This window comes from Pseudomonas sp. PSB11 (assembly GCF_014596605.1).
Taxonomy (GTDB): domain Bacteria; phylum Pseudomonadota; class Gammaproteobacteria; order Pseudomonadales; family Pseudomonadaceae; genus Aquipseudomonas; species Aquipseudomonas umsongensis.
Genome location: NZ_NOIO01000034.1, coordinates 17,650 through 38,221, shown reverse-complemented (window position 1 = coordinate 38,221; position 20,572 = coordinate 17,650). Strand labels below are relative to the sequence as shown.

The window sequence follows — 20,572 nt, the reverse complement described above, 5'->3', positions numbered from 1 at the left end:
TGCGATCTTTTGATTTTTTATCAGATCAAGATCAAAAGATCGCAGCCTGCGGCAGCTCCTACAGGGATTTTCAACGCTCTCAGGATTGTGTATGAACAGTCTTCCCATCATCGATATCGCCCCCCTCTACACCGACGACCAAAGCGCCTGGGCAACCGTGGCAACGCAAATCGACCACGCCTGCCGCGAATGGGGCTTTTTCTACATCAAGGGTCACCCGATCAGCGCCGCGCGCATCGACGCCGTACTCGACAGCGCCAAGCGTTTCTTCGCCCTGCCTGCGGCCGAGAAGCTCAAGATCGACATCACCCAGACCCGCCACCATCGCGGCTATGGCGCCATCGCCACCGAACAACTGGACCCGAGTAAACCCAGCGACCTGAAAGAAACGTTCGACATGGGCCTGCACCTGCCGCTCGACCATCCCGAGGTGCTGGCGGAAAAACCGTTGCGCGGCCCCAACCGCCATCCATCGATGCCAGGTTGGGAGGCGCTGATGGAGCAACACTACGTCGACATGCAGGCACTTGCGCAAACCTTGTTGCGGGCAATGACGTTGGCACTCGGCATCGAGCGGGATTTTTTCGACACGCGCTTTCGTGAACCGGTCAGCGTATTGCGCATGATTCACTACCCGCCGCGACACACCGCCACTTCCCGGGAGCAGCAAGGCGCCGGGGCTCACACCGATTACGGCTGTATCACCCTGCTCTACCAGGATGCCGCCGGGGGCTTGCAAGTCAAAAACGTAAAAGGCGAATGGATCGATGCCCCGCCGATCGAAGGGACGTTCGTGGTCAATCTCGGTGACATGATGGCGCGCTGGAGCAACGACCGTTACCTGTCAACGCCGCACAGGGTGATCAGCCCGTTGGGCGTGGATCGTTACTCGATGCCATTCTTTGCCGAGCCGCACCCCGATACCCGCATCGAATGCCTGCCCGGATGCCAGGATGAACAGCAGGCGGCGAAATACCCGGCCACCACTTGCGCCCAGTTCCTACTCTCACGTTTCGCCGATACCTACGCTTATCGACGGGAACAGGAGGCGGTGGAATGAACCGCCTGGTCAGGTTTTATCAATTGTTGCGACGAGCATCTGTAGAATGGCGCCATTGCACCTGATGAGAACAGAATTATGTACGACTGGCTGAACGCCCTGCCCAAGGCCGAACTGCACCTGCACCTGGAAGGTTCGCTGGAACCCGAACTGCTGTTTGCCCTGGCCGAACGCAACAAGATCGCCCTGCCGTGGAGCGATGTCGAAACCCTGCGCAAGGCCTACGCCTTCAATAACCTGCAAGAATTCCTCGACCTGTACTACCAGGGTGCCGACGTGCTGCGCACTTCCCAGGATTTCTACGACCTGACCTGGGCCTATCTCTTGCGCTGCAAGGCGCAGAACGTGATTCACACCGAACCGTTCTTCGACCCGCAGACCCACACCGACCGTGGCATTCCATTCGAAGTGGTGCTCAACGGCATCGCCGCAGCGTTGAAGGACGGTGAGCAACAACTGGGGATCACCAGCGGTTTGATTTTGAGCTTCCTGCGCCATTTGAGCGAAGAGCAGGCGCAGAAGACCCTCGACCAGGCGCTGCCGTTCCGCGATGCGTTTGTCGCCGTGGGCCTGGACAGCTCCGAGATGGGGCACCCACCGAGCAAATTTCAGCGCGTGTTCGACCGCGCCCGTGGCGAAGGTTTCCTGACGGTCGCCCATGCCGGTGAAGAAGGCCCACCCGAGTACATCTGGGAAGCCCTCGACCTGTTGAAAATCCAGCGCATCGACCATGGCGTGCGCGCCATCGAAGACGAGCGCCTGATGCAGCGCATCATCGATGAGCAGATCCCGCTGACCGTGTGCCCACTGTCCAACACCAAGCTCTGTGTGTTTGATCACATGTCGCAGCACAATATTCTCGACATGCTCGAGCGTGGCGTGAAAGTGACCGTGAACTCCGATGACCCGGCGTACTTCGGCGGTTACGTCACCGAAAACTTCCATGCCCTGTATACAGACTTGGGCATGACCCAGGACCAGGCCAAACGCCTGGCGCAGAACAGCCTGGATGCCCGGTTGGTCAAACCCTGATATCGCAGCTCCTACAAGGCCATTTCAAGCTCGGTCTGCCTGGCGAAACGGTGAATTTCTTTCTGCCCGGCGGCGGTAAGCTGCAGGGCACGAGAATCCACGGGCAAGTTCAGCCAACCGGACTGCATGAACAGCTGCAGCAACGCCGCACCCAGGGCACCGCCCAGGTGCGGGCGTCTTTCGCTCCAGTCGGGACACGCACAGGCAACCTTGCCGCTGCGATGGGCCAGCGCCTGAATGAAGACTCCGCGTGACGCCAGCTGTGTCGAGCCCTTGAGGGTGATCGTGACCCGCTGGTCGAACTGCTCGATCCATCCCGCCTCCAGCAGGCGCTGGTATAGATCGGCGGCCAGGGTGCCACCCAAATGGTCCTCACACAGCCGCGCACGCAACAGCGATGAACCCCTCGGCTGAGGTTTGGCCAAGGGGGCGGCACGTTTGAATATGTCCGGGATATCCTGCGGTGTGCTGGCCAGCGTGGCGCTGGCCAGGGCTTCGATCGCGGCACCGATTTCGGGGGCTGCCAGGCGGAAGAAGCGCTTTCGCCCACGGGCTTCAACTTTCAACAGGCCTCCGGCGGACAACCGCCCCAGATGCGCACTCGCCGAAGACGGTGACAGCCCGGCCATCAATGCCAATTCTTCGGTATGTCGCGCCGATCCGTCCATCAAGGCCCACATCATTGCGCTGCGCTTCGGGTCAGCCAGCAACGTGGCTATCTGGCTGATGCAAGGTGCATGTTCCATGTATTCACTCCCTGTTGAATCGTATCGTCCTGCTGCTCAGAGATATCTTGACCCGTCATGTGCTGTCGGCCAAACGTGGAAACTGCCATAAACCGGGCTCGCCCTTGCGACCGACGGTGCGTTCACCAGGCAAGCATCAGTATAGGCCGGTTGACCGCCAGATCCTGCCCCCCGCAAACCGCCGATGCTGATAGTTCCTGAGGGAAATTTCGCTTTTTGCCTGAGACTAATGATCAATACCCGATAATCCCGGAAAATGACTACTCAAGCGTGCGCATCGGCTGGCAAGCATTTCCCGCAAAAGGTTCACCGGCTTACTCAATTGTGCGCGATGGGCGCACAACAAATTCAGCGGTGCGCGCTCACAGAGCAGTTCCGGCATCAGCACTTTCAAGCGCCCCGTTAACACATCGTTGGCCACATCAAGCCAGGATTTGTAGGCGATCCCGGCCCCTGCCAGCGCCCACAGGCGCACGACATCGGCATCGTCACTGAAACGATCGCCACCGACGGTCAGGCCGACCTCGCGCTTGCCGTCATGAAAACTCCAGTGATCGTGAACCCGGCTGCCCAGCATGAACAGCAGGCAATTGTGCTGGGCCAGTTGCTCCAGTTGGCGCGGCTCGCCACGCCGGGCAAGGTATTCGGGCGCGGCACACAGCACTCGACGATTGTGTGGGGCGATGGGTAGCGCCACCAGGCTGGAATCTTCCGGTTCGCCGTAGCGCAGGGCGATGTCCACTGGCTGGCGGAACAGATCGGCGATGCGGTCGCCCAGCAGCAAGCGCACAGTAAGCTTGGGGTGCTCGCGCTGAAACTCATCCAGCCAGGGCAACAGCAGGTTGCGCCCAAAGTCCGATGGCGCGGACAACTGCAAGACGCCGCTGACCTGATCCTGTCCGCTGGCCAACAGGCGCCGGCCTTCATCGAGATGACTCAAGGCCGCCCGGGCGTACTCGAGAAAACCTTCGCCTTCTGCGGTCAGGCGCAGGCTGCGGGTCGAGCGGGCCAGCAGGCGGGCCCCCAGTTGCTGTTCGATGCGCTTCAGCGCTGCGCTCGCCACTGCTGCCGACATGTCCATGCCCCGTGCAGCTGCGGACAGGCTGCCCAGGTCCGCCGCACGGACGAACAACTGCAAATCATCGAACCGCAGCATGTGAGCCTTCATTATCAAAAAAACATTGAAAGAGACTGCTCTTTTAGCGGGTTTTATCTTCCTTAGAAATAGCCAATCATCCATCCCATCGAATCTTAATTCAGAGAGTTATCTGGGAGCCTTCCAATGAAAGCCGTTGCCTACTACGCCTCGTTGCCGATCAGCGATGAAAACGCCCTGCAAGACATCGAACTGCCGGAGCCAGTCGCTGGCCCCCGCGACCTGCTGGTGGAGGTCAAGGCCATCTCGGTGAACCCGGTGGACACCAAGGTCCGGCAGAACGTCCAGCCTGAAGCCGGCGCGGCCAAAGTGCTGGGTTGGGACGTGGCCGGCGTGGTCAAGTCGGTTGGCAGCGAAGTGACATTGTTCAAGGCTGGCGACAAGGTCTTCTACGCCGGCTCCATCGCCCGTGCTGGCGGTAACAGCGAGCTGCACGTGGTTGATGAGCGAATCGTCGGCCATATGCCGAACACCCTGGGTTTCGCCGAGGCCGCCGCCCTGCCGTTGACGGCCATTACCGCGTGGGAGTTGCTGTTCGAGCGCCTGCAGGTGCGCGAAGGCAAGACCGATGAAGGCCAGAGCCTGTTGATCGTCGGTGCGGCCGGCGGCGTCGGTTCGATCCTCACGCAACTGGCCAAACAGCTCACGGGCTTGAAGGTGATCGGTACCGCTTCGCGCCCGCAGACCCAAAGCTGGGTGAAAGCGCTGGGAGCCGATCAGGTGATCGACCACAGCCAGCCACTGGCCCAGGCCCTCAAACAGGCCGGCATCGATCAGGTGACCCATGTCGCCAGCCTGACCCAGACCGATCATCACCTGGATCAACTGGTCGAGGCGTTGGCACCACAAGGCAAGCTGGCACTGATCGACGACCCGAAAAGCCTCGACGTGACCAAGCTCAAGCGCAAGAGCCTGTCACTGCACTGGGAGTTCATGTACACCCGCTCACTGTTCGAAACCGCGGACATGATCGAGCAGCACAAACTGCTCAACCGGGTAGCCGAGCTGATCGACGCCGGCACTCTGAAAACCACGGTCGGCGAACATTTCGGCATCATCAATGCGGCGAACCTGCGGCGTGCCCATGCACTGCTGGAAAGCGGAAAATCCAAGGGCAAGATTGTGCTGGAAGGGTTTTAAGCGACAGCAGGAGCTGCCGAAGGCTGCTCTCGGACTGCGATGTTTTTTGTTACAAACCGTCAGTCCGAGAGTTGAGCCTTGTCACAATAGCGCTCGTATTCGGGTCTACAATCGAAGCCTCTGCGAGAAATCTTTTACTTGAGGAGGTCAGTAATGAAGATCCTGATAAAAGAATTGGCAAAGTCCCAGTGGCAGGTCCGCCTGGATCAACATGCCGTCACCTTCCGCAGCGAAGCCGAAGCCCGCGCCTTCACCAATACTCTTGAAGCGCGCCTGCACGCCCCGCACCAGATACCCGACCGCCAACAGCGCGCTGTTGGCTGAGTCAGTCCTCAGACCTGGGCTTGCACCAACGCCCGGGCATTTTGTAAACGTCGGGTGAGCAGCGCTGCGCTCACCACCAGAATCCCGCACAGGCTGATGACCATGGCCATCGGCATGGCGCTGCCATCGTGCAATACACCGACCAGCGCCGCAGCGCCTGCCGCGACACTGAATTGCAGGCATCCGAGCATGGCCGAGGCACTGCCGGCGCGGGCACCCTGGCCGTTCATCGCGCAGGCCGAGGCATTGGGAAGAATGCAACCGAGGCTGGCGATGCAGACAAATAATGGAATCAGCAGCGGCCAGAGCTGTGCGGTGTGCAGCGCACTGACGGCGAGCAACGCCAGGCCGGCACCGAGGTAGATCCATACTGTGCGTGTCAGCAGGAACGCCGGACCACGCTTGGCCAACAGTCGCGCGTTGACTTGGGCCACGAGGATGAACCCCGCCGCGTTGGCACCGAAGAACCAGCCAAAATGTTCGGCCGGGACGCCGTAGAGCTTGATGAAGATAAACGGCGACCCGGCGATGTAGGAGAACATGCCAGCGATGGCGATACCGCCCGTCAGGGCATGGCCGAGGTATACCGGGTCCTTGAGCAAACGTGCGTACTGGCGCAATGCACCCGCCAAGGGTTGGCGTGGCAAATGGGCGGGCATGCTTTCTGGCAGGCCCAGTGCAACGGCCAGCCCTGCCAGGGCACTGAAACCGGTCAGCGCGAGGAATATCGACTGCCAGCCTGTGGTGTTGACCAGCAAACCGCCGAGCATCGGTGCAAGAATCGGCGCCAACCCCATCACCAGCATCAATTGCGAAAAGACTTTTGCCGAGCCCACCGCATCGCATTTGTCGCTGACCACTGCCCTCGAGATCACCATCCCTGCGCAACCGCCCAGTGCCTGGATGAACCGCGCGCCGATCAGCCACTCCAGGCTCGGTGCATACGCGCACGCCAACGAAGCGGCGGTAAACAGCCCGACCCCGATCAACAACGGCATGCGTCGCCCGAAACGATCAGCCACCGGGCCGTAAGCCAGCTGACCAATGGACAAGCCGAGGAAATACGCGGCCAACGTCAGCTGAACGTGTTTTTCGTCGGTGCCGAAGGCGAGCGCCATTGCCGGGAACGCCGGCAGATAAAAATCGATCGCAAGCGGACCGAAAGCGCTCAAGGCGCCAAGAATCAGGATTGTGCGAAAATTCATCAGGCATCCAATGGGACAGAAGTCGGCAGCCCGACAGTCTAGCCGCGCATGGACGCCTTGAACATTAAGTTAGCTCGCTAACTATTAAAAAATTCAGGCCAGCTTCACGCGGTAGCCTTCTTCACTGATGGCCTCGATCACTTGCTCGGCGCTCAATGCACTTTCTACGCCGACTTCCCTGGCCGCCAGGTCGACCCGCACACTCGCGGCCGGGTCCTTGGCCTGCACAGCCTGGGTGATCGCCTTGACGCAGTGACCGCAGGACATGCCTTCAACGTTGAACACTTGCATGGATGACTCCTTTACTGAGGTGTTTGAATGAGGTGAGCTACAGTCTCGAGCTTGCCACCATGGCAAGGTCAAGTTCCGAAGTAACCTGCCGGGCTGGCAATCGGCTTCGCGCTCGGCCAAGCTGCGTGCATCTACGTCTTGATCCCAGGAGATTCAGCCATGCGCTGGTCAGCTTTCAGCCTGTTAGGCCTGCTCAGCCTTTTCACCGCCACAGCCCCGGTCAATGCCGCCGGTGAGGATTATGGCGTGCTGATCATTTCCCGCGAGCGCCTGGAAGTCGCAACCAGCTGCGAAATCGGTGTGTATATCCAGGACCAGCTGGCGGCGCGGCTGTTCCAGGAGCAAAGCACCTCGTTCAACTTGCCACCGGGCAATGTGTCGCTGCGCTTGAAGTTGCTGCCGGGCCAGGCGCCGGGGTGTAACCCGGGCATGTTGGCGCCGGGTTCGCAAGACATCCAGCTCAGGGCCGGTGATGTGTTGAAGTACCGGATTGCGATGACACAGGATGGGATGTATCTCAAGCGCGCAGGCCTCGGATACTGAAACATCCCCCTGTAGGAGCGAGCATGCTCCGGGCGGCGTTCCGACGAAGGTCGTCAACGATAACGCTGGAAACCTGACACCCCGCGGCGCTCTCGGGTTCATCGCGAGCAGGCTCGCTCCTACAAGGTTGATATCGCACTTTGATCTTGGTGCTTGACCTTGCCAGCATGGCAAGGTTGATCCTGTAGGCAACTACTACAGGGAGCGTGACCGATGTCCGAATCCATTACTTTCGATCTGCCAATTGCCGGCATGACCTGTGCCAGCTGCGCCGGGCGTGTCGAGCGCGCCTTGAGCAAAGTCGTCGGCGCCAGTGCCGTCAGTGTCAACCTGGCCACTGAGCATGCCCGGGTTCAAGCGCCGGTCGACAGTCTCCCGGCCTTGGTGGAGGCCGTGCAAAAAGCCGGTTATAGCGTGCCGCAGCAGCGCCTGGAATTGAGCATCGACGGCATGACTTGCGCCTCCTGTGTCGGCCGGGTCGAACGGGCACTGAGCAAGGTGGCCGGGGTCAAGGGCGTCAGCGTTAACCTGGCCAATGAACGCGCTCATGTGGAACTGTTCGGGCAGGTCGATCCGCAAGCCCTGATCGGTGCCGTGGCCAAGGCCGGTTACGCCGCCAGCGTCTGGCAAGACGATCAGCCACATATCGACACACAGCAAACTCGACTGTACCGCGAGCGCTGGGCCTTGATCGCAGCCATCGCCCTCGCCTTGCCCCTGGTTTTGCCGATGCTGCTGCAACCGTTCGGCGTGCACTGGATGCTTGCGGCCTGGGTGCAGTTTGCCTTGGCCACGCCGGTGCAATTCATCTTTGGCGCACGGTTTTATGTGGCCGCCTGGAAAGCCGTGCGTGCCGGCGCTGGCAACATGGATCTGCTGGTCGCGCTGGGCACCAGTGCCGGTTATGGCTTGAGCGTGTACGAATGGGCCACCGCCGCCGGGCGCATGCCGCACCTGTATTTCGAAGCCTCGGCTGTAGTGATTGCCCTGGTGTTGTTGGGCAAGTACCTGGAAAGCCGCGCCAAACGCCAGACTGCCAGCGCCATTCGCGCCCTGGAAGCGCTTCGCCCGGAGCGGGCGATCCAGGTCGTCGACGGCCGTGAGCAGGAAGTCGCCATCAGTGCCTTGCGCCTCAATGACCTGGTACTGGTTAAACCCGGCGAACGCTTTCCGGTGGACGGTGAAGTGGTCGACGGCCAGAGCCATGCCGACGAAGCGCTGATCAGCGGCGAAAGCCTGCCGGTGCCCAAGCAACCCGGTGACAAGGTCACGGGCGGCGCGATCAATGGTGAAGGTCGCCTGCTGGTACGCACTCAGGCACTTGGCGCGGAAACGGTGCTGGCGCGCATCATTCGACTGGTTGAGGACGCTCAGGCGGCCAAGGCCCCGATCCAGAAACTGGTGGATAAAGTCAGCCAGATCTTCGTGCCGGTTGTGCTGCTGCTGGCACTTGCGACCCTGATTGGCTGGTGGCTGTACGGCGCGCCACTGGAAACCGCGCTGATCAATGCCGTGGCGGTGCTGGTAATCGCCTGCCCTTGTGCCCTGGGCCTGGCCACGCCGACGGCGATCATGGCCGGCACCGGGGTGGCGGCGCGGCATGGGATTCTGATCAAGGACGCCGAAGCGCTGGAACGTGCCCATGAAGTCAGTGCAGTGGTGTTCGACAAAACCGGCACCCTGACCTCTGGCACCCCGCGCATCGCCCACTTGAGCGCCATCGACGGTGACGAAACCGCCCTGTTGCAACTGGCCGGCGCCTTGCAACGTGGCAGTGAGCATCCGCTGGCCAAGGCTGTGCTGGATGAGTGCGCACAACGCGGTCTGATCGTGGCCGATGTCAGCGACAGTCAGTCCCTGACGGGGCGCGGCATTGCCGGTAGTCTTGAGGGCCGTAGGCTGGCGCTGGGTAATCGACGTTTATTGGAAGAAAGCGGATTGCGCCCAGGTGAATTGGCCGATTCTGCAACTGCCTGGGAAGCCGAAGGCCGGACCCTGTCCTGGCTGATCGAGCAAAGCCCTGCACCGCGAGTACTGGGATTGTTCGCTTTCGGTGACACGCTCAAGCCTGGCGCGCTGCAAGCCGTGCAACAACTCAGTGCTCGCCATATCAGCAGCCACTTGCTGACCGGCGACAACCGAGGCAGCGCCAAGGTGGTCGCCGATGCACTGGGCATCACCAACGTACACGCCGAAGTGCTGCCGGCAGATAAAGCCGCCGAAGTCGCCATGCTGAAAAAAACCGGTGTGGTAGCGATGGTCGGCGATGGTATCAACGATGCGCCGGCACTGGCCGCGGCGGATATCGGCATTGCCATGGGAGGCGGTACCGACGTGGCCATGCACGCCGCCGGAATCACCCTGATGCGCGGCGATCCGCGATTGGTACCCGCGGCGCTGGAAATCAGCCGCAAGACCTACGCGAAGATCCGCCAGAATCTGTTCTGGGCCTTTGTCTATAACCTGATCGGCATTCCGCTGGCGGCCTTCGGTTTCCTCAACCCGGTGCTCGCCGGTGCGGCGATGGCGTTGTCGAGTGTGAGCGTGGTGAGCAATGCGCTACTGTTGAAAACCTGGAAACCCGAGGACCTGGAGGACAACCGATGAACATCGGCCAAGCAGCCCGCCATAGTGGCCTGAGCGCAAAGATGATCCGTTACTACGAGTCCATTGGCTTGCTCAAGGCGGCGCATCGCACCGACAGCGGTTATCGGGTCTACAGCAACGACGACCTGCATACGCTGGCGTTCATCAAGCGCTCTCGGGACCTGGGGTTTTCCCTGGAAGAGGTCGGCAAGCTGCTGACCCTCTGGCAGGATCGCCAGCGGGCCAGTGCCGATGTTAAGGCCCTGGCCCGACAGCATATCGACGAGTTGAACCAGAAGATCCGTGAGCTGGGGCAACTGCGCGATACGTTGCAGGATCTGGTCGAGCATTGTCAGGGCGATCATCGGCCGGATTGTCCGATTCTCAAGAGCCTGGAGTCAGGGTGTTGTGCAGAACCGGTGCGTGCCTGACACATTAGTGTTGAGTGTGCTGACGCTTTCGCGGGCAAGCCCGCTCCCACAGGTTTTGTGCCTGAGGCACCATTTGTGACCAACACGATACCCTGTGGGAGCGGGCTTGCCCGCGAAGGCGGACTGCCAGGCGACATCAATCTTGAATCCGCACCCACAAAAAAACCGGCCGAAGCCGGTTTTTTTGTTATCCGATGATCACTGCATCCAAGGCGGAGGCGGCTCTTCGGTTTTGCCCGGTGGCGTGTCGTCTGCGGCACGCGCCGCTTGCTTGCGCTCTTCATCCAGGCGCGCGGCCTCGATCTCGCGCATGATGCCGCCGACGTCGGCCAGCTCTTCCGGCTCGTCGAATTCGCCAGTCAGGACGCTGGCCGGGTGCAAAGTGCCCGCCTCGTACAAAGCCCACATTTCCTTGGCGTACCGGGTCTTTTTCAACTCTGGCGCAAACCGTCCGAAATAGGACGCCATGTTGCCCACGTCCCGCTCCAGCATGCTGAACGCGTGGTTGTTGCCCGCGGCGTCTACCGCTTGCGGCAAGTCGATGATCACCGGGCCGGTCGGGGTCAACAGCACGTTGAACTCGGACAGGTCACCGTGCACCAGGCCGGTACACAGCATCAGCACGATCTGCGAAATCAGGAACGCGTGATACTCGCGCGCCTGGTCCGGTTCCAGCACCACGTCGTTCAGGCGCGGTGCCGCATCACCGTACTCGTCGGCCACCAGTTCCATGAGCAGCACGCCCTCAAGGAAGTCATACGGCTTGGGTACCCGCACACCGGCATTGGCCAGACGAAACAGCGCCGCCACTTCGGCGTTCTGCCAAGCGTCTTCGGTTTCCTTGCGACCGAACTTGGAGCCCTTGGCCATGGCCCGGGCTTGCCTGCTGTTGCGCACCTTGCGGCCTTCCTGATACTCGGCCGCCTGACGAAAACTGCGTTTATTCGCCTCCTTGTAGACTTTCGCGCAACGTAACTGGTTGCCGCAGCGCACCACATAAACAGCTGCTTCTTTACCACTCATGAGTGGGCGCAGCACCTCGTCGACCAGACCGTCCTCGATCAGGGGTTCAATGCGTTTTGGAGTCTTCATCAGCTTTTATTGTGGGTCCTTTATTACCAAACACGCGAAAGTCCTTCGTTATACGGCAATCCATCCATTCGGGGGAGGGGGGGCCGACGTACCGTTCGTGTCATTTTTCAAAACAGCCCTCAATTTCCGCAGGCAACAGCCGAAGTCCTAAGTGACAAAGTGATTTGTCCGACAATCGTTTTTACAACAATAACGATGCCGCATTCAGGGAACAGGGATCCATTACGTTTACGGCTGCCAAAAACCGCGAGTCATCTGCACTGCGTGGGCCTACAAGAAAATCTGGAGCGCGGATGAACATCAAACAGAAACTGACTTGGGCGTTTGCAATCATCGCCTGCTTGCCGGTGGTACTGGTCGCCACCCTCGTCGTGCTGAACTTGCGCAGTGATGCCAAGGACGAATTCGTCGACAACAGCGGTCGCGAAATCCGTCAGGTCAGCAATGCCATGCAACTGTTTTTCGACGGCATCAGCCAGAACGTCGAATACCTGGCCAGGCAACCGCTGATCACGAACTCCGACGACAGCCTCAAGACCTACATGAACGCCAACGCCGCCAGCATTCCCCAAGGGGAAATGGACAAAAAAGTCTTCGGCTTCCTGCAGGACCTGGGCAACGCCCATCCGTCATACGCCTACGCCATCCTCGGCACCGCGGCCGGTGGTTACGTGTCGTGGCCGGACGATGCCAAACTGGCCAACTACGACCCGCGCCAGCGCCCCTGGTACAAGGCCGCCCAGGCCAAACCGGGCAAGCCGTTCCGTACCGAAGCCTATTACTGGGCCGAAAACGATACGTCCTACGTCAGCACCGTGCGCACCATCGACAACAAGCTGGGCACCAACGGTGGCGTGGTCAGCATTGACGTGTCGCTCAAACAGCTCACCGAACTGGTCAAGCAGATCAAGCTCGGCGAAACCGGCTACCTGATGCTGCTGGAAAATTCCGGCACCGTGCTGGTCGACCCGAAACAACCGGAACATAACTTCAAAGCCCTGGGCAGCCTCGGCGAGGGCTACGCGCAACTGGCCAAGGCCGGCAAAGGCCTGGTCGAGGTCGAACTCAATGGCGAGCACTACATGGCCAACGTCTGGCCGTCCGAGCAGTTGGGCTGGACCTTCATCGGCTTGATCAAGCAGAGCGATGTGATGAGCACCGCCACCCAATTGACCTGGTTGATCGCCATCATCGCCGCGGCACTGGCCGTGGTTTTCGCCGTTGTGGGGGCCAGTTTCGCCAGCGTCATCGTGCGACCGATCCGCAGCGTGGCTGACGGCCTGGAAAACATCGCCCAGGGCGAAGGCGACCTGACCAAGAGCCTGCAAATCCGCGGCAGCGATGAAACCGCGCAACTGGCCAACTGGTTTAACCAGTTTTTGACCGCGATTCGCAACCTGATCCAGAGCATCGGTGGAGCCGCGACCAGCATCCTGGCCACCTCCAAGAGCTCGACCCAGGTCTCCAGCGACATGGCCGAAGCCGCTGGGCGCCAGCGTGAGGCGGTGGACATGGTGTCCACGGCATTCCACGAAATGGTCGCCACCGCCAACGAAGTGGCGCGCTCCTGCAGCCAGGCGGCCGAGTCCGCCGACAGCGGTCAGCGCCAGGCCCGCGAAGGCCAGCAACAGATTGACGCGGCCGTCAGCAGTGTCGATCGCCTGAGCCAGGAAATCGAACAGTCGGCGCAGTCGATGCAACAACTGGAACGCGACAGCAATGATATCCAGTCGATCCTGGGGACCATTCGCTCAATCGCCGAGCAAACCAACCTGCTGGCGCTGAACGCGGCCATCGAAGCGGCGCGGGCCGGTGAACAGGGTCGTGGTTTTGCGGTAGTAGCCGATGAGGTACGCGCGCTGGCCAAGCGTACGGCCGACTCCACCGCAGAAATCGACGGGCTGCTGGGCAACCTGGCCAAGCGCACCAGCCAGGTGACCCAGCAGATGCATGCGAGCCTGGAGGTGTCCCAGCAATCGGTGACGCGCATCGGCGAAGCGCGCAACAGTTTCGGGCAGATCCGCGAGTCGGTGGATGTGATCCGCGACATGAACACCCAGATTGCCACGGCGGCGGAACAACAGCATCAAGTGGCCGAAGACATCAACCGGCACATCAGCCAGATCCATGGGGATGCGCAATTGGTGGCGGAACTGGCGAACTCGGCGCGCCTTGATTCCCAGAGCCTGGCCGGGTTGTCGAATGAACTGGATGGGTTGGTGCGCCGCTTCCGTACCTGATATCCCTGACACAACAAATCCAGTGTGGGAGCGGGCTTGCTCGCGAAAGCGTCCTGTCAGTCAGCGATGATGTCGACTGACCCACCGCTTTCGCGAGCAAGCCCGCTCCCACACTGGATCGGAGGTATTACTGTCGGAACAGCTCGCCAGGGGTAAATCCGAACAGGCTCTTGAACGCCGCAATAAACGCTGACGTCGAGTCATACCCACAGGCCAGCGCGGCATTGGTCACGCTGTCGCCCTCCTCCAGCAGACTTAACGACGACAACAGCCGCATGCGCTGGCGCCAACCGCGGAAACTCAACCCGGTTTCCCGCTGAAACAGGCGCATCAGGGTTTTCTCCGATGTACCCAGGCGCTCGGCCCATTCGTGCAGGGTCACATTGCGCTCGGGATTTTCGATCAGCTCGTTGCACAACCCCAGCAATCTTTCATGACGGGGCAACGGCAGGGAAAACCCGACTTCCGGCAACGTCGCCAACTGATCGAGCAATACGCTCACCAGCCGCGCTTGCGGGCTGTCGCCCTGTGGATATTCCACTGGCAGCAGGCAAAAACTCTTGATCAGCTCCCGGGCCAGCGGCGTCACTTCCAGTACCCGGCAACGCCCGTCCGCCCACTCGCAATCTTCGCGACGCACATACAGGCTGCGCATCTCGGCGCGCATCGAGGTCACGACCTGATGATCGAGATCCGCCGGAATCCAGATTCCCCACTGGGGCGGCGCGAAGAAACTGCCCTCGGCGGTGTGCACCCCGAGTACACCACTGATGGCATAGGAAAACTGCACCCAGTCGTGTCGATGGGACGGCGTCCACGACCCGGCATTGAGGCTCTCCACCCGGGCATACAGCGGACGTGGCAGTGTGGTGAGCGGTGGAATGCTGCGTTCCAGGGAAACCTGTCCGTTAGTCGGCATTGAACGGCCTTGTGTTGCGAGATGACTTGATGGGGCGACGTTAGGCCATGCCTCGGATCTATTCAACACTAAACCTGTCTGCAGGAGCCGGCTTGCTGGCGATGGCGTCCGTGAGATCGCCATCGCCAGCAAGCCGGCTCCTGCAGGTATCGTCAACGTTCGATGATGGCGGTTACCCCCTGACCACCGGCGGCGCAGATCGAGATAAGCCCACGCCCCTTTCCCGCCGCATCAAGCAACTTGGCCAGGTTGGCGAGGATGCGCCCGCCCGTGGCTGCAAACGGGTGCCCGGCCGCCAGTGAACTGCCTTTGACATTGAGCTTGCTGCGGTCGATGGACCCCAGCGGTGCGTCGAGGCCCAGCCGGCTTTTGCAGTACTCGGGGTCTTCCCAGGCCTTCAAGGTACAGAGCACTTGCGCGGCGAACGCTTCATGGATTTCGTAGTAATCGAAGTCCTGCAAGGTCAGGCCATTGCGCGCCAGCAACCTTGGCACGGCATACACCGGCGCCATCAACAAGCCCTCGGCGCCATTGACGAAATCCACCGCCGCGGCCTCGCCATCGCGCAGGTAGGCAAGGATCGGCAAGCCACGTGCCTTCGCCCACTCTTCACTGCCCAGCAGCACCAGCGAGGCGCCATCGGTCAGCGGCGTGGAGTTACCGGCAGTCAGGGTGCCTTTGGCGCTTTTTTCGAAAACGGTCTTGAGTGAGGCGAGTTTTTCCAGGGTCAGGTCCGGGCGCAAATTGTTGTCGCGGGTGAGGCCAAGAAACGGCGTCATCAAATCATTTTGCCAACCTTCGGCATAGGACGCGTCAAGATTCTGATGGCTCAGCAGGGTCAGCTGATCCTGCTCTTCGCGAGGAATGTTCCAGGTTTGCGCCATCAACTCGCAATGCTCGCCCATGGACAAACCGGTGCGCGGCTCGCCATTGCGCGGGAACTCCGGAATCAGGTGCCGGGGGCGCAACTGCAGGAAGGGCTTGAGTTTTTCAGCGGTCGTGTTGGCGCGATAGGCTTGCAGCAAAATCTTGCGCAACCCTTCGTTGACGCTGATCGGCGCATCCGAGGTGGTGTCGACGCCACCGGCAATGCCGCAGTCGATTTGTCCCAAGGCAATTTTGTTAGCCACCAGCAGCGCCGCTTCAAGCCCGGTGCCGCAAGCTTGCTGGATGTCGTAGGCCGGGGTAGCGGGCGACAATCGCGAACCGAGCACGCACTCGCGCGTCAGGGCCATGTCCCTCGGTAACTTGAGCACAGCCCCGGTGACCACTTCGCCAAGGCGCAGGCCATGCAGGTTGTAGCGTTCGATCAGGCCTTCGAGCGTGGCTGTGAGCATGGCCTGGTTACTGGCGGTGGCGTACGGCCCGTTGGACCGAGCGAAGGGTATCCGGTTACCGCCGATGATCGCGACGCGACGCAGCTGAGTCATGAAAAGCTTCCTATTCTGTGAAGGCCATTACCCGCAAGCGTAGGCCTTTTCCAGTGAATCGAACGACTGATTGCCATTCATGGTCCACACTTTGAACCTCATCTGCTGGAGCGCGTTCCATGTCCGACCGCTATATCGACTTCGCCAACTCGTCCATCGGCCATCGAATGGTCGCAGCCCTGGGTCTTCCTTCGCCGGTACGCCTGGAGCGCTGGCAAGCGGGCCGATTGCGCCCTGTCGAAGGTGCTTTGCTGATTGGCGGCGGCCCATTGGCGGAAAAGGTCAGTGCCTTCGCCAACCGCCTGACGGACGCGATCTACACCTACGGCACCGATCCCTCGATGGCGGCCGCGTGGATTCCCGGACATGGCCCGAAACTAAAGGCGGTGGTATTCGATGCCACTGATCTTGTGCAAGCCGACCAGCTCAAGCAACTACGCGAATTCTTCCAGCCACTGATGAAAAATCTCGACCACAGTGCGCACCTGGTGATCCTGGGGCGTGACCCGCGGACCTTGAGCGACCCATTCGCCGCCAGCACCCAGCGCGCCCTCGAAGGTTTCAGTCGCTCGCTGGCCAAGGAACTGCGCAGCGGTGGCACCTTGCAGCTGATCCATGTTGGCGAAGGTGCAGAAGATCAACTGGAAGGACCTCTAAGGTTTTTCCTCTCACCGAAAAGCGCCTTCGTATCCGGGCAAGTGATTGGCCTGCAAGCCTGCGACACCCAGGTGACGGACTGGACGCGCCCGCTGGCCGGGCGCAAGGCACTGGTTACCGGCGCTGCGCGTGGCATCGGCGCCGCCATCGCCGAAACCCTGGCCCGTGACGGTGCCGAGGTCATCCTGCTCGACGTGCCTGCGGCCAGGACCGATCTCGACGCCCTCGCCGCACGCCTCGGCGGGCGTGGTATCACCCTGGACATCTGCGCCGAGAATGCCGCGACGGAGTTGGTGGAACAGTTACCCGACGGCATCGACATCGTGGTGCACAACGCCGGCATCACCCGGGACAAAACCCTGGCCAACATGACGCCGGAGTTCTGGGACGCAGTGCTCGCCGTCAACCTCAACGCCCCGCAAGTGCTGACCAAGGCTCTGCTCGACAGCGGCACCCTGCGCGACAATGGCCGGGTGATCCTGCTGGCGTCGATCAGCGGCATCGCGGGCAATCGCGGACAAACCAACTACGCGGCGAGCAAGGCCGGGCTGATTGGCCTGGCACAGGCGTGGGCGCCGCTGTTGCATGGGCGGGGCATCAGCATCAATGCCGTGGCCCCGGGCTTCATCGAAACGCAAATGACCGCGCACATTCCATTCGGCCTGCGCGAAGCCGGGCGACGCATGAGCTCGCTGGGCCAAGGTGGCCTGCCGCAAGACGTCGCCGAAGCAGTGGCCTGGCTCGCGCAACCGGGCACGGGCGCATTCACCGGCCAGGCATTGCGTGTCTGCGGGCAAAGCGTTCTGGGAGCCTAGGCATGATCATCGACTGGCACACACTCAACCGCGAACCCAGCCTGCCGGGGCTGTATTTGCAGGCGGCGACGCGGCGCAAAATCACCGGCACCACCCTGCCCCATTCGGGTTTGCGCTGCTGGCTCGATGTCGACCCAAAGCGCCTGGCGGCCTATCGCAAGGTCTGCGGCTTCGCCGACAACAGCCTGCTGCCACCCACCTACCCGCACATCCTTGCATTCGCCTTGCAGATGCAATTGCTCACCGCCCGGGACTTTCCGTTCCCGCTGCTGGGGCTGATTCACCTGAGCAATCGCATTCGCGTGCTGCGCCCCATGGGCGGGGTCCACCGGGTGCGGGCCAGCGTGTGCGTGGAGAACCTGCAACCCCATGCGAAGGGCGCGACCTTCGATCTGGTGACGACGCTGGATGATCAACTGGGACCGCTCTGGGAGGCGCAAAGCCAGATGCTGTGCCGGGGCGTGAAGCTTGAAGGCGAGCCCGTCGAGGAGGTACTGGCCTCGACGCTGGCACTGACGCAAGTTGCCCAATGGACAGCGCCCGCGGACATCGGCCGGCAATACGCCAAGGTATCGGGCGACTACAACCCTATTCACCTGAGTGCTGCCAGCGCCAAAATGTTCGGTTTTCCATCGGCGATTGCCCATGGTTTATGGAACAAGGCCCGCACCCTGGCCGCCCTCGCCGAGCATCTGCCGGCCGCGAATGTCGAGATCGTGGTGCAATTCAAAAAGCCGGTGCGCCTGCCCAGTGAGGTGACCTTACTGGCCAGCGCCGCAGGTTCCAGCGGGGATCTGCAACTGGTCGGGGCTGGTGATCTGGAGCACATGGTTGGCCACTGGCGGCCGATTGCCTGACCCTGGCGAATGTACCTCGCTCCTACAGGGCAATGCGTTTACCAAGCTACTTAGTGCCTGCCAAACTCCCCCAGCGGCTGCGGGAACAGGTTATTGAGCGTCTCCAGCAACCGCACGTGATAGATCGGCTTGCGAAACAGGTCCAGCACCTGCAACCGCAGCATGTCACTGACATCCTCCATGTCGGCATGCCCGGACATCACGATCACCGGCAAATGCTGGCGCGCCGTGTGCTCGCGCAAGCGCTTGATCAACGACATCCCGCTCTCCTCCGGCATGCGCAGGTCGGTGATGACCAGCGCTATATCCGGATGACGTGTCAGGTGCTGCAGCGCCAGCTTGACCGAGGTCGCGGTGAAACAATTGAAACCTTCACCCTCCAGCAATTCCGCCAGCTCAAGCAACGCATCCTCCTCGTCATCGACCAGAAGCAGTTGTTGGCGCGGCAGTGCAGGAACGTTCATAGACAACACCTGGGATAGACTAAGCGCTGACATTAGAACCCGCCTCGTGCATTAGCAAGTTACCGATGTGCCTTCTCGTATTCACTCACAAGTTGCCCTTGATACCGTTGAATATCGCCGTGAGTTTGTCTCCGATACCCGTACCGAACCCTGCAATCACCACCGCAACCATGGCAGCGACGATGGCGTACTCGATACCCGACGCTCCCTCGGTATCCTTGGCCAGCCCTTTGTAAAAAGCGATTTCGGATTTGACCTTCTGAACCAGCTTGGCGAAAGACATGATGTTCTCCTGGAAGACACCGAGTGTTGCACCGACGCAACATGATTCCCCTGTGCCAGCATCAGCATTGTCGGCATTCCTCCACCAAACAACTGTAAAAACGCATTAACACGAAAGTATTAATCGCTTTGTTGACGTCAAAAAACCTTTTACTTGAGCTGGTCGTCGATTTTTCGGTAGAAAATTTTCTCCGGGTAATGGCGTTTTGCTCTAGCTGCGCTACCTTCCAATAGCGAAATAGTTCCATGTTCATAGCTACCTGATTGCGAAGTTGTCTCGTTGCGGAACGAGTTCTTTGTGCAGCAGGAAAGATGCACCCGGAAAGGAAGCGCCGTCATGAACAGTCGTGTCATTCTTGCCCTAGCGGGTCTGTCCCTGGCGGGTGCGGTCATTGCCGGTTACTGGGGCTTCACCTTGACGCGTGAACCGACCTCCACTCCCGTTGCGCAAGCCGCCATCGCCCCCACGCCCCTCAGCAACCCTGTACCTGTTGTCCAACCAGAAGAGGACACACGCCAACCGATCGTGGTGTTGCTGCATGACATCGCGCCGTTTGTGCAAATCACTGCCGCCGACGTGGTCGTGGAAAAACTGCGAACCGTCCCGGCCGGCAGCCTGACCCGCCTCGATCAAGCCATCGGCCGTACGCCCTGGCGCGCCCTGAGCGCCGGCAGCTGGCTCAACGACGAGAGTTTCGAAGGCGGCGGCAAGTTGGCGCGGATGATTCGGCCCGATGAGCGCGCGCTCGCCGTTGCCGTGGATGAAGTGATCAACGCTGGCGGTCAATTGACCCCGGGGGACTATGTCGACGTGCTGCTGTTCTTGCGCATGGACACCCTTAATCTCCAGCCCTCGGCCCAGCTCGCGGTCCCGGCCTTGCGTGTACTGGCGGTGGGCGAGCAAATGGGCCTGACCAACGACGGCCAGCCCTCCAGCCCGGCCCAGGGCAACGATGAAAAACTGCGGCAGGAGCAACAGCGCGCCAGCGCCCGTACCGTGTTGCTCGCCGTTCCCGAACCACTGGTGAGCCGCTTGATGCTCGCCACCCAGGCCGGGGTACTGCGCCTGGCGGTGCGCAGCGCCGAGGAAAAACGCCTGGCGCGTTACTGGGCCGGTGAACGCGATTCCGCAGACAACCTCGCCAACGCCAATCGCGACTTGATCCAGTTCAACCAGCTGGCCATGACAGCACCGCCCAGACCCCTGGTCGCCAGTAACGCAGTCGCGCCGCGCCGGTCGGGTGTGGAAGTCATCCGCGGCAACGAAACCACGCCAAAGTCCCCCTGAATCGAGCAAGGAAA

Annotated in this window: 20 protein-coding genes and 1 pseudogene; 12 read left to right on the top strand and 9 right to left on the bottom strand. The window is 60.9% G+C overall.

Annotated features, from left to right (window positions below; genetic code table 11):
• Positions 1 to 91: 91 nt before the first annotated feature.
• Together CGA21_RS26965 and CGA21_RS26960 are read left to right on the top strand one after the other, a co-directional pair.
• A complete protein-coding gene (locus CGA21_RS26965) occupies positions 92 to 1,060 on the top strand; it encodes a 2-oxoglutarate and iron-dependent oxygenase domain-containing protein (protein ID WP_188265429.1) in 969 nt (322 codons plus the stop codon).
• Between the two features lie 78 nt (positions 1,061 to 1,138).
• Positions 1,139 to 2,092: an adenosine deaminase gene (locus tag CGA21_RS26960; protein ID WP_020796340.1), complete on the top strand. Its 954-nt coding sequence runs from the start codon at positions 1,139 to 1,141 to the stop codon at positions 2,090 to 2,092.
• Between the two features lie 11 nt (positions 2,093 to 2,103).
• Here CGA21_RS26960 and CGA21_RS26955 read toward each other — a convergent pair whose 3' ends face one another.
• Entirely contained in the window at positions 2,104 to 2,838 is a 735-nt protein-coding gene (locus CGA21_RS26955; protein WP_188265428.1) for an ArsR/SmtB family transcription factor, read from the bottom strand.
• Between the two features lie 226 nt (positions 2,839 to 3,064).
• A complete protein-coding gene (locus tag CGA21_RS26950; RefSeq protein ID WP_188265427.1) occupies positions 3,065 to 3,994 on the bottom strand; it encodes a LysR family transcriptional regulator in 930 nt (309 codons plus the stop codon).
• A gap of 126 nt (positions 3,995 to 4,120) precedes the next feature.
• Between CGA21_RS26950 and CGA21_RS26945 the strand changes: the two genes are divergently transcribed.
• Both CGA21_RS26945 and CGA21_RS26940 read left to right on the top strand, forming a co-directional pair.
• Positions 4,121 to 5,134 (top strand): zinc-binding alcohol dehydrogenase family protein, encoded by a 1,014-nt coding sequence (locus CGA21_RS26945; protein ID WP_110753184.1) that lies wholly within the window; start codon positions 4,121 to 4,123, stop codon positions 5,132 to 5,134.
• A gap of 153 nt (positions 5,135 to 5,287) precedes the next feature.
• Positions 5,288 to 5,458: a hypothetical protein gene (locus tag CGA21_RS26940; RefSeq protein WP_008066222.1), complete on the top strand. Its 171-nt coding sequence runs from the start codon at positions 5,288 to 5,290 to the stop codon at positions 5,456 to 5,458.
• Positions 5,459 to 5,466: 8 nt separating this feature from the next.
• Here CGA21_RS26940 and CGA21_RS26935 read toward each other — a convergent pair whose 3' ends face one another.
• Positions 5,467 to 6,663, bottom strand: coding sequence for a multidrug effflux MFS transporter (locus CGA21_RS26935; protein WP_110753186.1), 1,197 nt, complete (start codon positions 6,661 to 6,663; stop codon positions 5,467 to 5,469).
• Between the two features lie 93 nt (positions 6,664 to 6,756).
• Positions 6,757 to 6,954, bottom strand: a complete 198-nt coding sequence (locus CGA21_RS26930) for a cation transporter (RefSeq protein WP_110753188.1) — start codon at positions 6,952 to 6,954, stop codon at positions 6,757 to 6,759.
• 159 nt (positions 6,955 to 7,113) lie between these two features.
• On the opposite strand from CGA21_RS26930, the gene CGA21_RS26925 reads away from it, so the two are divergent.
• From CGA21_RS26925 to cueR, 3 genes are all read left to right on the top strand, one after another.
• Positions 7,114 to 7,497, top strand: coding sequence for a hypothetical protein (locus CGA21_RS26925; RefSeq protein WP_110753190.1), 384 nt, complete (start codon positions 7,114 to 7,116; stop codon positions 7,495 to 7,497).
• 213 nt (positions 7,498 to 7,710) lie between these two features.
• On the top strand, positions 7,711 to 10,104 hold the full coding sequence (locus tag CGA21_RS26920) for a heavy metal translocating P-type ATPase (protein ID WP_188265426.1): 2,394 nt from the start codon (positions 7,711 to 7,713) through the stop codon (positions 10,102 to 10,104).
• On the top strand, positions 10,101 to 10,514 hold the full coding sequence (cueR, locus tag CGA21_RS26915) for a Cu(I)-responsive transcriptional regulator (protein ID WP_110753194.1): 414 nt from the start codon (positions 10,101 to 10,103) through the stop codon (positions 10,512 to 10,514). The genes CGA21_RS26920 and cueR overlap by 4 nt, the downstream gene beginning before the upstream one ends.
• A 198-nt stretch (positions 10,515 to 10,712) precedes the next feature.
• Here cueR and CGA21_RS26910 read toward each other — a convergent pair whose 3' ends face one another.
• Positions 10,713 to 11,606, bottom strand: coding sequence for a PA4780 family RIO1-like protein kinase (locus CGA21_RS26910; RefSeq protein ID WP_020796349.1), 894 nt, complete (start codon positions 11,604 to 11,606; stop codon positions 10,713 to 10,715).
• A 293-nt stretch (positions 11,607 to 11,899) separates the two neighbouring features.
• Here CGA21_RS26910 and CGA21_RS30510 point away from each other — a divergent pair.
• Positions 11,900 to 12,988 (top strand): annotated as a pseudogene (locus CGA21_RS30510) (cache domain-containing protein); the annotation flags it as partial.
• A 90-nt stretch (positions 12,989 to 13,078) separates the two neighbouring features.
• Positions 13,079 to 13,846 (top strand): methyl-accepting chemotaxis protein, encoded by a 768-nt coding sequence (locus tag CGA21_RS30505; RefSeq protein WP_404821821.1) that lies wholly within the window; start codon positions 13,079 to 13,081, stop codon positions 13,844 to 13,846.
• A gap of 127 nt (positions 13,847 to 13,973) precedes the next feature.
• Here CGA21_RS30505 and CGA21_RS26900 read toward each other — a convergent pair whose 3' ends face one another.
• Together CGA21_RS26900 and CGA21_RS26895 are read right to left on the bottom strand one after the other, a co-directional pair.
• Positions 13,974 to 14,765, bottom strand: a complete 792-nt coding sequence (locus CGA21_RS26900) for an AraC family transcriptional regulator (RefSeq protein WP_188265425.1) — start codon at positions 14,763 to 14,765, stop codon at positions 13,974 to 13,976.
• 152 nt (positions 14,766 to 14,917) lie between these two features.
• A complete protein-coding gene (locus CGA21_RS26895; RefSeq protein WP_110753200.1) occupies positions 14,918 to 16,195 on the bottom strand; it encodes an acetyl-CoA C-acetyltransferase in 1,278 nt (425 codons plus the stop codon).
• 119 nt (positions 16,196 to 16,314) lie between these two features.
• Between CGA21_RS26895 and CGA21_RS26890 the strand changes: the two genes are divergently transcribed.
• On the top strand, positions 16,315 to 17,667 hold the full coding sequence (locus tag CGA21_RS26890) for a 3-oxoacyl-ACP reductase (RefSeq protein ID WP_188265424.1): 1,353 nt from the start codon (positions 16,315 to 16,317) through the stop codon (positions 17,665 to 17,667).
• A 2-nt stretch (positions 17,668 to 17,669) separates the two neighbouring features.
• Positions 17,670 to 18,524 carry a MaoC family dehydratase gene (locus tag CGA21_RS26885; RefSeq protein WP_188265423.1) on the top strand — a complete coding sequence of 285 codons (855 nt, stop codon included), beginning with the start codon at positions 17,670 to 17,672 and terminating at the stop codon, positions 18,522 to 18,524.
• 50 nt (positions 18,525 to 18,574) lie between these two features.
• Here CGA21_RS26885 and CGA21_RS26880 read toward each other — a convergent pair whose 3' ends face one another.
• Positions 18,575 to 18,988: a response regulator gene (locus tag CGA21_RS26880; RefSeq protein ID WP_110753207.1), complete on the bottom strand. Its 414-nt coding sequence runs from the start codon at positions 18,986 to 18,988 to the stop codon at positions 18,575 to 18,577.
• Between the two features lie 85 nt (positions 18,989 to 19,073).
• Positions 19,074 to 19,271 carry a Flp family type IVb pilin gene (locus CGA21_RS26875; RefSeq protein WP_110753209.1) on the bottom strand — a complete coding sequence of 66 codons (198 nt, stop codon included), beginning with the start codon at positions 19,269 to 19,271 and terminating at the stop codon, positions 19,074 to 19,076.
• A gap of 336 nt (positions 19,272 to 19,607) precedes the next feature.
• On the opposite strand from CGA21_RS26875, the gene cpaB reads away from it, so the two are divergent.
• The gene (cpaB, locus tag CGA21_RS26870) at positions 19,608 to 20,558 is read left to right on the top strand and encodes a Flp pilus assembly protein CpaB (RefSeq protein WP_188265422.1); all 951 of its coding nucleotides are present in this window, start codon (positions 19,608 to 19,610) and stop codon (positions 20,556 to 20,558) included.
• The last annotated feature ends 14 nt before the right edge of the window (positions 20,559 to 20,572 follow it).